Source organism: Enterobacter sp. BIDMC109, assembly GCF_001037885.1.
Lineage (GTDB): Bacteria > Pseudomonadota > Gammaproteobacteria > Enterobacterales > Enterobacteriaceae > Enterobacter > Enterobacter hormaechei_C.
Window position 1 is genome coordinate 3,804,817 of the sequence record NZ_KQ090002.1, and the last position, 11,775, is coordinate 3,816,591.

Here is an 11,775-nt window from a genome sequence, read left to right on the forward strand (position 1 = left end):
GCCAGAAGAACTCTGGCGCACCACTTAACGCTGAGAGAATGAAGGAACGGTGAGAGCTGAACGACGCACTTCCCGGGCAGGGAGATGCGCCAGGATATCCGCCGCATCCAGTAATCCCACGTCAGAATTGACGCCCAGCTTTACCATTGCGTTAAACTTATGCGCCCGGATGGTTTTAATATTGCGTTCAAGCTGCGCCGCAATTTCAGGGATTGAAAAACCCGATGACATATAACGCAGTATTGCCCTTTCGGTTGGGCTTAACATACGATTCTGGCTCACACACCAGTGATTGTACATGTTGTCATTCACCTGATGCGTTTCGCTGAGTAATGTCTCCAGCCCCTCCATTAGCTGTTTTAGCGGAACCGATTTACTGATTATCCCATGCAAGCGAGAAGGCGAAAGATGGCTGACCAGCCTCGCCTCCATTTCGTCAGAGGCCAGCACGATACGCTGGACGTCGCTGTGGGTGAAGGTGAGATCCCGTAAACAGGCCAGACAGTTTCTCCGCTCTTCACGCTCATCAGACAGTGAATAGATAACCGCATAGAATGAGATATCCGAGAGCGCCGCTTTAAAGCTGGCGAATCTGCTAAACAGGTGCACCTGGTAATGGCTCAGGGCGGGCATCGCAAAGAGATGCTTCAGCCCTACAGCGCTCATTGAGCAGCTTTCGATGACGGCGATATGTCTTGTTGCAGTGGTCTTTTCCATTCCTCAAACTCTCCATAAGCCGACATTAAACTGAGTTCTCGCATTCCCTGGGTACTGCTTATCCACGCGTACATATCGGCATTACTGCGAAGTGATAAGCGGCGCATTGCACTGTTTTTCTGTGCACTGATCGTTTTATTACTTTTATTCAGCAGCGTGGCTATTTGGTTGATTCCCCAACCTTTACCTAATAAACGCAACACCTTGCGTTCAGAGTGGGTGAGCGCAATCATTTGCTCACTCTCTTCTTCAATATCGGACGTTTCCGGTATTAATAACGTCTGGCTTATTCGCTCGGCACGTTCACTGCCCGCGCGAATAGCGTTAATAACGCCTTCGATCGGTTCCATATCCGAAAGCAGCGTGCTTTCCGGACGCATAAGAAGCTCTACTGCAAGTGGATAAAGGGGACGCGAGACAAGGAATATCCAGTGAATGTCCCGATACTGATTCATTAATCCATAATACTGCTCAAGCGTGCCGCGAGGATTACGATACTCACCTGAAATATCGGCAATAACGACCCCAGCGCGACGCAATTGTAGTAGCGTCAACTCCTGCATCGAACGGCAGTACGTTATTTCAAAATCAGGAAAATGACGCGTCATGACGCCACCTAGCCCATTTTGCATAACAGGCACTCTACTAATCACCACTCCGTGTTTACCATTCAATGGCAACATAGACCCTCCCTGTCATAAATTCATTATTTAAGAACGAACTAACCCTACGAGTTTAAACACGCTTGCATCCCTCAGTACAAAACGGCTTAATACTCGCAAATCAGAAGAAATGTCACATGGGTTAAGAAACGCCCAATACTGGCTTAATATCGCATAAAGACCACAAAACTTTAATTAAGATTGCGTGAAAAGATTGAAAATATGAAATTAGAAATACTTAATATATTGTCTTTATAAATCTCTATTTTTATATTCATTAAATAAATAGAAAGTGCGGTTTTCTCCCCCTACTCACGCGACTGATTGCACAAATGTTGATCTGGCCCAGCGCAAAGGGCCCGGCCCTTTGTGTTAAAAGTAAGCAATCTCTCTTCTCTTCAGGGCGTTTCATGCAGGCAGATCGGTCTACGCAACGTGCTACCACGCGGCTATGTATTCAGTGCGGGCTTTTTCTCTTACAACACGGGGCAGAAAGCGCCCTCGTGGAAGAACTTTCCACACGCCTTGGGCTGGCGCTGGGGATGGACAGCGTTGAGAGCTCCATCTCGTCAAATGCCATTGTGCTGACCACCATTAAAGACGGACAGTGCCTGACCTCCACCCGTAAAAATCATGACCGCGGCATTAACATGCACGTCGTGACGGAAGTGCAGCACATCGTGATCCTTGCTGAACACAAGCTGCTCGATCTGAGGGAGATAGAGAAACGCTTCAACCAGATCAAACCTCTCCGGTATCCACGCTGGCTGGTTGTGCTGATGGTGGGACTCTCCTGCGCCTGCTTCTGCAAGCTCAACGCGGGCGGCTGGGACGGCGCTGTCGTGACCTTCTTTGCCAGCAGCATCGCGATGTATGTCCGCCAGTTGTTGACGCACAGGCAACTGCATCCGCAAATTAACTTCTGCATCACGGCGTTCGTGGCGACAACCGTATCCGGCCTGCTTTTGCGCCAGCCTTACTTCGCCAGCACGCCTACTGTTGCGATGGCCGCCAGCGTATTGCTGCTGGTGCCGGGTTTTCCCTTAATCAACGCCGTCGCTGATATGTTCAAAGGCCACATCAACACCGGTCTGGCGCGCTGGGCGATAGCCAGCCTGCTGACGCTGGCGACCTGTATCGGGGTGGTAATGGCCATGACACTCTGGGGGTTACGCGGATGGGCGTGATGGATTTTCTACTCGCACTGGCGCAGGACATGCTCCTGGCAGCCCTTCCCGCCGTTGGCTTTGCGATGGTGTTTAACGTCCCACAGCGTGCATTACCCTGGTGTGCGCTGCTGGGTGCCATTGGCCACGGCTCACGTATGATCATGATGACCTCGGGCTTTAATATCGAATGGTCGACGTTTATCGCCTCCATGCTGGTCGGCAGCATCGGTATTCAGTGGTCCCGCTGGTATCTGGCGCACCCGAAAGTGTTCACCGTGGCGGCAGTCATTCCTATGTTCCCGGGCATTTCAGCCTATACGGCGATGATCTCCGCCGTCAAAATCAGCCACTTTGGCTACAGCGAACCGCAGATGATCCTGCTTCTGAGCAATTTCCTTAAAGCCTCGTCGATTGTGGGCGCGCTCTCCATCGGCCTGTCGATCCCCGGATTATGGCTTTACCGCAAACGTCCACGCGTATAATAAAATCGCTTGCAATTGTATCGTGCGCTATCTATATTCATTTCATGGACGCAAAAACGAACGACACTACCAACGCGCTTCTGCTGGATAACCAGCTCTGTTTTGCCCTCTATTCGGCAAATCTGGCGCTTAACAAGCTGTACCGGCAACTGCTGGCGCCGCTTAACCTGACCTACCCGCAATACCTTGTGATGCTGGTGCTGTGGGAGCAGGATGATATCACGGTGTCAGACATTGGCGAGCGGCTGTTCCTGGATTCCGCCACGCTGACTCCCCTGCTGAAACGCCTGGAAAGCGCAGGATTAATCTTCCGCCAGCGTTCCCGTCAGGATGAGCGTCAGGTCGCCGTCACCCTGAGCGACGCGGGTCGGGCGCTGCAACAGCAGGCCGTGACGATACCCCACGCCGTGGGCTGTGCAGCGCAGTGTGATACCGACACCATGCTGGCGCTCAAGCAACAGCTCGAACTTTTGCGCCAACAGCTTCATCGCGCGTAAGGCTATACTTTACGCGTCTGATTCTAACTTAATACATCGCGCGCTATTTAATAGTGCATATAAACGTAAGATGAGGAACCTGCCATGTCTTTAGAAAAAGTTGTCTACACTGCCAAAGCCAAAGCAACCGGAGGCCGTGATGGCCGCGCAACGTCTTCCGATGGCGTTCTGGATGTCAAACTGGGTGTGCCAAAAGAGATGGGCGGCATGGGGGGTGAAGTAACCAACCCTGAACAGCTGTTCGCTGCGGGCTACTCCGCCTGCTTCCTGGGCGCAATGAAGTTCGTTGCGGCACGCGACAAATTCGCTCTGCCAAAAGACGCCTTTATTGAAGGCGAAGTGGGGATTGGCCCGCTGCCAACCGGTTTTGGTATCGAAGCGAAGCTGAACATCCACGTTGAAGGGATGGACGCAGCGGAAGCCAAAAAACTGGTGGATGCAGCGCATATCGTCTGTCCGTACTCTAACGCGACGCGCGGCAATATCGACGTGACGCTGAACATCATCGCGTAAACAGCCCTTGTGATTTTAGCCCCGGTAAGCGTAACGCCGCCGGGGAAATCCTCTCCTTTCCTCTCCTCTCTCTGTGCTACCATAACCCTCAATCACGTCCGTAGTAATCAGTTGAGAAAGTGTTATGTCCTCCAGAATCCTGACCACCAGCATTGCTGGCATTGATGCCTTTATGCGCGATCCTCGCGGTGTGTTGACGCACGCCGAAGGCGGCACGCTCGCGGTATTTGCCGACAACGCCCCGGCGTTTTATGCGGTCACGCCGGAACGTCTGGCGCAGCTTCTGGAAATTGAAGCGAAGCTGTCGCGTCCGGCGAGCGATGTCATGCTGGATAATCAGTTTTTTGACGAACCCGCCAGCGCCCCGGTGGCCGTTCCAATGGGGAAATTTCCCATGTACGCCGGTTGGCAGCCGGACGCCGATTTTCAGCGGCAGGCGGCCTTATGGGGAATAGCCCTCGCGCAGCCCGCGACGCCAGAAGAGCTGGCGGCCTTTACCGCTTACTGGCAGGCTGAAGGAAAAGTCTTCCACCATGTTCAGTGGCAGCAAAAGTTCGCGCGCAGTCTGCAAATCAACCGCGCCAGCAACAATGGCCAGCCAAAACGTGATATCAATGCCTTTTCAGAACCGGACAAAAAAATCCCTGATGGATTCCGAGGTGCGAAATGAAAAACGTCGGCGACCTGATGAAACGTTTGCAGAAGATGATGCCCGCCAACGTGAAGCCCGCCTTCACCACCGGTGAAGAGCTGCTGGCATGGCAAAAAGAGCAAGGTAAAATTCGCGCGGCTGCCCTCGCCCGCGAAAACCGCGCGATGAAAATGCAGCGCACCTTTAACCGCTCGGGCATTCGCCCTCTGCACCAGAACTGCTCCTTCGAGAATTATAAGGTCGAGTCACAGGGGCAGATGAACGCCCTCAACCAGGCGCGCCAGTACGTGGATGAATTTGACGGCAACATTGCCAGCTTCATCTTTAGCGGAAAACCCGGCACGGGGAAAAATCACCTTGCGGCCGCAATCTGCAACGAGCTGCTGCTGCGCGGGAAGTCAGTGCTGATTATCACCGTGGCCGATATTATGTCCGCCATGAAGGACACCTTCAGTAACCGCGAAACCAGCGAAGAACAGCTGCTGAATGATTTGAGTAACGTGGATTTGCTGGTCATCGACGAGATCGGCGTCCAGACGGAGTCCCGCTACGAAAAAGTGATCATCAATCAGATTGTCGATCGCCGTTCGTCGTCAAAACACCCAACCGGTATGCTGACGAACCACAATATCGACGAGATGACCCGACTTCTTGGCGAGCGGGTGATGGATCGCATGAAGCTGGGTAACAGCCTGTACGTCATCTTCGACTGGGACAGCTATCGCAGCCGCGTCACCGGCAAAGAGTATTAAGATATTTCCAGGGAGCACTGGAAGAGCAGAGGTATATACTGAACCCACTTTTGGCCCAAAACGGACCTTGTTGAGTAAATCATTATGAAAAAACAGTTTCTTATCAGCATCCTTACTGGCGCCCTGCTGGTGACTGGCGCAGCGCAGGCCGCATCATGGCAGGAGTCGCTCTCCAGCGCAGCAAGTGAGTTAACCAAAGAGAGCGGCACTTCCCAGGGCGGGCTGTCAGCCTCGTCCCTCACCGGCCTGCTGAGTAACAGCTCCCAAAGCCTGAGCGCCGGAACGATGAACAACGCGGCGGGCATTCTGGAATACTGCGCGAAGCAGAAACTGGCTTCCGTTACCGATACCGAAAACATCAAAAACCAGGTACTGGGTAAACTGGGTCTGGACACCCAGGAGCAGAAAGCGGACACCAACTATATGGACGGTATTCAGGGTCTGCTGAACGCGCAAAATGGCCAGCAGCTGAACCTCAGCACCCTTGGAAATTCATCTCTGGCGAAACAGGTAAAAACGAAAGCCTGCGATCTGGTGCTGAAACAAGGCGTTAATTTCCTCTCCTGATCGCCTCCCATTTTCTGCCACAACACGCCGGGTTTATTACGTTAGTCTTACACCGCGGCGTGAAGTGCGTTTTTTTACCCCCTGCCACCACCTCAGCCTCCGTGTGCCACGCTGCGACTGTATTCAAAAATCCGATTTTATAAACCAAATCCTAACAACAGCACACTTTCGTGACACTAAAATTGCAGCTAAGCGACATCGCAATTACATTGTATTACCCAAAAAATAAGCAGTTAGTCGGCTAAGCGTCCGGCATGATGAGGATCTGCTGTTGTCAGAGTTAATGTCCCTTGTCCTTTTCCTGGCTTCCATCGGCGTTTATGCCTGGAAAGCCGGTCGTCACACCTGGTGGTTTGTGGCCACCCTGGTGGTGCTCGGCATTTTTATTGTTTTAAACATTACGTTATATGCCAGCGATTACTTTACCGGCGACGGTATTAACGACGCGGTGCTCTACACGTTGACCAACAGCCTGACCGGCGCTGGTGTGGGTAAGTACATCCTTCCGGGTCTGGGGCTGGTGGTCGCCCTGGTGGGCATCTTCGCCGCGCTGGCCTGGGTTCTGCGCCGTCGCCGTCACCGTCCGCATCATCATGACTACAGCCTGCTGGCGCTGTGCCTGGCGCTGGCCTCCGTGGATGCCAGCCCGGCATTCCATCAAATTACCGAGCTGGTAAAATCCCAGTCGCGCGATGGCGATCCGGACTTTGCGGCCTATTACAAAGAACCCTCGAAGAAGATCGACAATCCCAGACTCAACCTGGTCTATATCTACGGCGAAAGTCTGGAACGCACCTATTTTGATAACGATGCTTTCCCGAACCTGACGCCAGAGCTTGGCGCGCTGAAAAACCAGGGCCTCGACTTCAGCCACACCATGCAGCTCCCTGGCACGGATTACACCATCGCCGGGATGGTGGCCTCTCAGTGCGGCATTCCGCTGTTCGCCCCGTTTGAAGGCAACGCCTCCGCCTCAATGTCGAGCTTCTTCCCGCAGAACATTTGCCTCGGCGATATCCTGAAAAACTCGGGCTATGAAAACTACTTTATGCAGGGCGCTAACCTGCGCTTTGCCGGGAAAGATGTGTTCCTGAAATCCCACGGTTTCGATCACCTGTATGGTTCCGAAGAGCTGAAAACCACGGTGGCCGATCCGGCCTACCGCAACGACTGGGGCTTTTACGACGATACCGTTCTTGATGAAACCTGGAAGAAATTCGAGGAGCTTTCCCGCGCCGGTAAACGCTTCTCGCTGTTTGCGTTGACCGTTGACACGCATCATCCGGATGGTTTCGTCTCACGCACCTGTAAACGTCAGGGCTATGACATTGACGGTAAAAACAACAAGTCGTTCAGCGCCGTGACCTGTAGCCAGGAGCATATCGCGGCGTTAATCGAGAAAATCAAAGCGTCGCCGTATTTCAAAAATACGGTCATCGTCGTCTCATCTGACCATCTGGCGATGAAAAACAGCGCCTGGGATGAACTGAATAAGCTGGATCGCAGCAACCTGTTCTTTGTGCTGCGCGGCGATAAACCGCAGCAGGAGATCATTGCCGCTAAACGTAACTCGATGGATAACGGCGCTACCGTGCTGGATATTCTGGGTGGCGATAACTTCATTGGCCTGGGCCGCAGTACGCTGTCGGGCCAGTCCCTGTCGGAAATCTTCCTCAACATGAAGGAAAAAATCCTCGCCTGGAAGCCGGATATCATTCGTCTGTGGAACTTCCCGAAAGAGATAAAAGACTTCACCATCGATCAGGATAAAAAAATGATCGCGTTCTCCGGCAGCCATTTCCGCCTGCCGCTGCTGCTGCGCGTGTCGGATAACCGCGTCGAGCCGCTGCCGGAAAGCGAATACTCCGCGCCACTGCGCTTCCAGCTGGCGGAATTTGCCCCGCGCGATAATTTCGTCTGGGTCGACAAATGCTACAAAATGGGCCAGCTCTGGTCGCAACAGCTGTCGCTGTCCACCGACTGGTGCGTCTCTCAGGGGCAACTCGGCGGCGAGCAGACCGTGCAACACGTTGACAAACCGCAGTGGCAGGGAAAAACCGCGTTTAAAGATACGGTTATTGATACCGCACGCTATCAGCGCAACGTAGACCTGCTGAAAATCGTCGACAACGACATTCGTTATAAAGCAGACAGCTTCATCTTTAATGTTGCCGGCGCGCCGGAAGAGGTGAAGCAGTTCAGCGGTATTTCACGGCCGGAATCCTGGGGGCGCTGGTCTAACGCGCAGTTGGGCGATGAGGTGAAAATTGAATATACCCATCCGCTGCCGGAGAAATTCGATCTGGTGATCACCGCCAGGGCATTTGGTCCCAACGCAAACCGTCCTATACCGGTGCGCGTCGGTGATAAAGAACAGACGCTGACGCTGAGCAACGACGTCACCACCAGCACGCTGCACTTCGATAACCCAACGCGCAGCAATACGCTGGTCATTGTGCCACCCGATCCGCAGTCCACTAACGAAGGGAATATTCTCGGTCACGCTCCGCGCAAGCTGGGGATCGGCATGGTGGAGATTAAAATTGTGAGCAGCGCTGGCTGATGACGGCGTTCACTCTTCGCCCGACGCGCATCGACGACGTCGCTGCCCTGCCCGCCATTGAACGCGCGGCGGGGCAGCGGTTTCGCGACGTTCCTGAGCTGGCCTGGCTGGCAGACAATGAGGTTAATTCTGTTGAAGATCACCTCGGTTACGCCGGACGCGGATTAAGCTGGCTGGCGCTGGCTGACGACAGGCCCGTGGGCTTTATTCTCGCCGAAGCTCATCCATCGTCGTTGTTTATTGTGGAACTGTCGGTTCACCTGGACTGGCAGGGACGAGGTCTTGGACGCCAGTTAATCGCCCGTGCCGCCGCGCATGCCCGCAGTCTGGGGCTGAACTCGCTGACGTTAACGACGTTTCGTGATGTCCCGTGGAATGCGCCCTTCTACAGGCGATTAGGGTTTGAGATGATGACGACGCTGACGCCGGAACTGCGCCAGAAACGCGAGGAAGAGACGGCGCACGGTTTAGCGTATGGTTCCCGCTGCGCCATGCGCCTGCCTCTGTAAAATCGCCCGGTGGCGCTGCGCTTACCGGGCCTACAAAACCCAATTCCGCAGCCGCCACCCGGCGAAACGCACAATCCGTAGGCCGGGTCAGGCGTAGCCGCCACCCGGCGAAACGCACAATCCGTAGGCCGGGTCAGGCGCAGCCGCCACCCGGCAAAACGCACAATCCGTAGGCCGGGTAAGGCGCAGCCGCCACCCGGCAAAACGCACAATCCGTAGGCCGGGTCAGGCGTAGCCGCCACCCGGCGAAACGCACAGCGTCAGAACGTTTCCCAGTTATCGCCCGCGTCTGCGGTCGCCGGTTTACGCGCCACTACCGGTGCGGCAACGCTTTTCGCCGAGGCGAACTCGCGCGCCTTCATCTGTTCCTGCTGAATACGGAACACCGCAACGGCCTGCGTCAGACGGCTCGCCTGCTCTTCCAGTGCCGCGGCCGCCGCCGCAGACTCTTCCACCAGCGAGGCGTTCTGCTGGGTCACGCGATCCATCTCAGCCACCGCCAGCCCAACCTGGTCGATACCGCGGCTCTGCTCGTCAGACGCAGACGCGATTTCGCCCATGATATCCGTCACGCGCGTTACCGCATTCACGATCTCACCCATGGTTTCACCCGCGCTTTCAACAAGCGTTGAACCAATTTCCACGCGCCCCACGGAGTCTTCAATCAGGCTCTTGATCTCGCGAGCCGCCTGGGCGCTGCGCTGCGCCAGGTTTCGGACTTCACCTGCAACCACCGCAAAACCACGCCCCTGCTCGCCCGCACGCGCCGCTTCTACCGCCGCGTTCAGCGCCAGAATATTGGTCTGGAAGGCAATCCCGTCGATCACGCTGATGATATCGGCGATTTTCTGCGAACTGCCGGCGATGTCACGCATGGTCTGCACCACGTTATCCACCACCTTGCCGCCTTTCTGCGCGGTTTCAGACGCGCTCAGCGCCAGGTTGCTCGCCTGACGGGCGTTCTCGGCGTTCTGCTTCACGGTGGCAGTCAGCTGTTCCATGCTGGCGGCGGTCTCTTCCAGAGAGGCAGCCTGCTGTTCGGTACGGGATGAGAGATCGTTATTGCCCATCGAGATTTCGCTCGCACCGCTGTAAATAGCGTTGGCGCCGTTACGCACGTCACCCACGGTACGCACCAGCTCGCCCTGCATATGGCGCAGGGAGTCAGCCAGTACCCCCATCTCGTTGGAGCCTTCCACGTCGATGCGCTTCACCAGGTCGCCGCTGGCGATATGACGAATGCTGTCAATCAGACGGTTCAGCGGCGAAATCAGCGCCTGACGAATACCCAGCCAGACGGCAACAATCACCACCAGCACCGCAGCCAGCACGCTAATCAGCACCCAGATAGCCTGGCGGTAAGAGCTGTTGCTGTCTTCAACCGCGGTCTGATACAGCGCGTCGTTCTGTTGCAGGTAGTTGACGTACTGCTTCTCAAAGCCATCCTGATAGCTCTGGGTCGGCTGGTCGAAGAACTCATTGATTTTGCCCGCCCCCAGCAGCTGGATCAGCTCAGCCAGCGCGCCATGGTAGATATCGTAATTACGTTTGATTTCCAGTGCCGCAGCGTCGCTCTGACGCGGGTCGCGCGGCAGCGCTTCGTAATCCGCCCAGTTTTTTTCCGCCTGTTTCAGAGACGCAGAGGCAATCTGCATCAGCTCGGCGACGGTTGAGCCGCTGCCGATATTGTTCTGATCCATCATATAGCGGATACCCGCGCGGTTCAGGGTGTTACGGGTTTGCAGCAGCGCCACCCAGCTACCGTTCAGGGTGGATTGTTGCTGGCGAATGGTTTGCAGGATGGTGAAATTCTCTTTGTCATGCTTCAGGGCATTGAAGAAAAGACCACCAGACGTGAGTTGTAAAAGGCCAAATATCGCTAAAACCAGCAGTAAGCTGGTGACAATCTTGATTCGGTTTAACATGTTTTCTCTTTCCTCAGGCAGATACAGAATATTCGGCCTGGCATGAGAAAACTTTACGAAAATCATCCTGGAATTTAGGGTTTTTACGCTTCGTCCCTCGCGGCGATATGTCGGTTTCCAAGTTCAATAAACTCTTCCAGCAGCGCCGTGAGCTGCTTCATCTTCTCAGGCGTATATTCCGCCTCAATCTGCTGGTACGCCTCTTCCACCTGAGCCTGAGCACGCTGGTACAGCGCGTTGCCTTCTTTCGTCAGCGACACGTACAGCTTGCGCTGGTCAGTCACCGGTTTTAAGCGCAGCACCAGACCGTCGCGCTCCATCCGCGTCAGAATGCCGGTCAGGCTTGGGCGCAAAATACAGGTGCGGAACGCCAGATCGTGAAAATCCATGGAGGGATGCTCGGCCAGCACGCGGACGATACGCCACTGCTGCTCGGTCAGATTATGCCGCTTCACTATCGGGCGGAAGTAGCCCATCGCCGCTTCACGCGCCTGCAACAGCGCGATGGTTAATGAGTCATGCATCATCTACCCCTTACATCATTAACAAATAAACAATTAAAAACAGATGCTTTTATAGACAACACGTTTTAACCCAAAAAGTCTAACAGAAACAAATCTATTTTTTTAACTTATTGATTTAAATATCAATCCACCCTTTTATGTAAATTTATTGTTATTTGCATCACAAATTATTCACTTCTGATTGCGAAACGAACAGCAAAAGCATAAAACCAGATCATTAACATATTAATGAAATCAAAACCG

General features: G+C 54.2%; 13 protein-coding genes. 9 read left to right on the top strand and 4 right to left on the bottom strand.

Features of this window, described 5'->3' with window-relative positions; translation table 11 throughout:
- Window positions 1-24 precede the first annotated feature (24 nt).
- A complete protein-coding gene (gene bglJ, locus SK62_RS17925) occupies window positions 25-666 on the bottom strand; it encodes a DNA-binding transcriptional activator BglJ (protein ID WP_017383840.1) in 642 nt (213 codons plus the stop codon).
- Window positions 663-1,400 carry a helix-turn-helix transcriptional regulator gene (locus SK62_RS17930; RefSeq protein WP_017383841.1) on the bottom strand — a complete coding sequence of 246 codons (738 nt, stop codon included), beginning with the start codon at window positions 1,398-1,400 and terminating at the stop codon, window positions 663-665. Before SK62_RS17930 ends, bglJ begins: the two co-directional genes overlap by 4 nt.
- Before the next feature lie 389 nt (window positions 1,401-1,789).
- Between SK62_RS17930 and SK62_RS17935 the strand changes: the two genes are divergently transcribed.
- The 9 genes from SK62_RS17935 (at window position 1,790) to SK62_RS17975 (ending at window position 9,083) form a co-directional block, all read left to right on the top strand.
- Window positions 1,790-2,566 carry a threonine/serine exporter family protein gene (locus tag SK62_RS17935; protein ID WP_017383842.1) on the top strand — a complete coding sequence of 259 codons (777 nt, stop codon included), beginning with the start codon at window positions 1,790-1,792 and terminating at the stop codon, window positions 2,564-2,566.
- Window positions 2,557-3,030, top strand: coding sequence for a threonine/serine exporter (locus SK62_RS17940; RefSeq protein WP_015572605.1), 474 nt, complete (start codon window positions 2,557-2,559; stop codon window positions 3,028-3,030). The genes SK62_RS17935 and SK62_RS17940 overlap by 10 nt, the downstream gene beginning before the upstream one ends.
- 44 nt (window positions 3,031-3,074) lie before the next feature.
- The gene (locus SK62_RS17945; protein ID WP_015572604.1) at window positions 3,075-3,527 is read left to right on the top strand and encodes a MarR family winged helix-turn-helix transcriptional regulator; all 453 of its coding nucleotides are present in this window, start codon (window positions 3,075-3,077) and stop codon (window positions 3,525-3,527) included.
- An 84-nt stretch (window positions 3,528-3,611) separates the two neighbouring features.
- Complete coding sequence (locus tag SK62_RS17950; RefSeq protein ID WP_003856578.1) at window positions 3,612-4,040, top strand: organic hydroperoxide resistance protein; 429 nt, start codon at window positions 3,612-3,614, stop codon at window positions 4,038-4,040.
- Window positions 4,041-4,164: 124 nt separating this feature from the next.
- Window positions 4,165-4,710 (top strand): primosomal protein DnaT, encoded by a 546-nt coding sequence (gene dnaT, locus SK62_RS17955; protein WP_003856579.1) that lies wholly within the window; start codon window positions 4,165-4,167, stop codon window positions 4,708-4,710.
- Window positions 4,707-5,444, top strand: coding sequence for a DNA replication protein DnaC (gene dnaC, locus SK62_RS17960; protein ID WP_047718376.1), 738 nt, complete (start codon window positions 4,707-4,709; stop codon window positions 5,442-5,444). Before dnaT ends, dnaC begins: the two co-directional genes overlap by 4 nt.
- An 84-nt stretch (window positions 5,445-5,528) precedes the next feature.
- On the top strand, window positions 5,529-6,011 hold the full coding sequence (locus SK62_RS17965) for a YjjA family protein (RefSeq protein ID WP_015572603.1): 483 nt from the start codon (window positions 5,529-5,531) through the stop codon (window positions 6,009-6,011).
- 271 nt (window positions 6,012-6,282) lie between these two features.
- Window positions 6,283-8,574, top strand: coding sequence for a phosphatidylglycerol--membrane-oligosaccharide glycerophosphotransferase (gene opgB, locus SK62_RS17970; RefSeq protein ID WP_048249774.1), 2,292 nt, complete (start codon window positions 6,283-6,285; stop codon window positions 8,572-8,574).
- Window positions 8,574-9,083 carry a GNAT family N-acetyltransferase gene (locus tag SK62_RS17975; protein ID WP_047718374.1) on the top strand — a complete coding sequence of 170 codons (510 nt, stop codon included), beginning with the start codon at window positions 8,574-8,576 and terminating at the stop codon, window positions 9,081-9,083. The genes opgB and SK62_RS17975 overlap by 1 nt, the downstream gene beginning before the upstream one ends.
- A gap of 260 nt (window positions 9,084-9,343) precedes the next feature.
- Here SK62_RS17975 and tsr read toward each other — a convergent pair whose 3' ends face one another.
- Together tsr and hpaR are read right to left on the bottom strand one after the other, a co-directional pair.
- A complete protein-coding gene (tsr, locus tag SK62_RS17980; RefSeq protein WP_017383845.1) occupies window positions 9,344-11,008 on the bottom strand; it encodes a methyl-accepting chemotaxis protein in 1,665 nt (554 codons plus the stop codon).
- A gap of 83 nt (window positions 11,009-11,091) precedes the next feature.
- Window positions 11,092-11,532 carry a homoprotocatechuate degradation operon regulator HpaR gene (gene hpaR / locus SK62_RS17985; protein ID WP_017383846.1) on the bottom strand — a complete coding sequence of 147 codons (441 nt, stop codon included), beginning with the start codon at window positions 11,530-11,532 and terminating at the stop codon, window positions 11,092-11,094.
- Window positions 11,533-11,775 lie beyond the last annotated feature (243 nt).

Excerpts from the sequence above, each read along its gene's own strand:
- dnaT (WP_003856579.1), top strand. The coding sequence starts at position 4,165 with ATGTCCTCCAGAATCCTGACCACCAGCATTGCTGGCATTGATGCCTTT.
- SK62_RS17975 (WP_047718374.1), top strand. The coding sequence starts at position 8,574 with ATGACGGCGTTCACTCTTCGCCCGACGCGCATCGACGACGTCGCTGCC.
- SK62_RS17945 (WP_015572604.1), top strand. The coding sequence starts at position 3,075 with ATGGACGCAAAAACGAACGACACTACCAACGCGCTTCTGCTGGATAAC.
- SK62_RS17940 (WP_015572605.1), top strand. The coding sequence starts at position 2,557 with ATGGGCGTGATGGATTTTCTACTCGCACTGGCGCAGGACATGCTCCTG.
- dnaC (WP_047718376.1), top strand. The coding sequence starts at position 4,707 with ATGAAAAACGTCGGCGACCTGATGAAACGTTTGCAGAAGATGATGCCC.
- bglJ (WP_017383840.1), bottom strand. The coding sequence starts at position 666 with ATGAGCGCTGTAGGGCTGAAGCATCTCTTTGCGATGCCCGCCCTGAGC.
- SK62_RS17930 (WP_017383841.1), bottom strand. The coding sequence starts at position 1,400 with ATGTTGCCATTGAATGGTAAACACGGAGTGGTGATTAGTAGAGTGCCT.
- tsr (WP_017383845.1), bottom strand. The coding sequence starts at position 11,008 with ATGTTAAACCGAATCAAGATTGTCACCAGCTTACTGCTGGTTTTAGCG.
- SK62_RS17935 (WP_017383842.1), top strand. The coding sequence starts at position 1,790 with ATGCAGGCAGATCGGTCTACGCAACGTGCTACCACGCGGCTATGTATT.
- SK62_RS17965 (WP_015572603.1), top strand. The coding sequence starts at position 5,529 with ATGAAAAAACAGTTTCTTATCAGCATCCTTACTGGCGCCCTGCTGGTG.
- SK62_RS17950 (WP_003856578.1), top strand. The coding sequence starts at position 3,612 with ATGTCTTTAGAAAAAGTTGTCTACACTGCCAAAGCCAAAGCAACCGGA.
- hpaR (WP_017383846.1), bottom strand. The coding sequence starts at position 11,532 with ATGCATGACTCATTAACCATCGCGCTGTTGCAGGCGCGTGAAGCGGCG.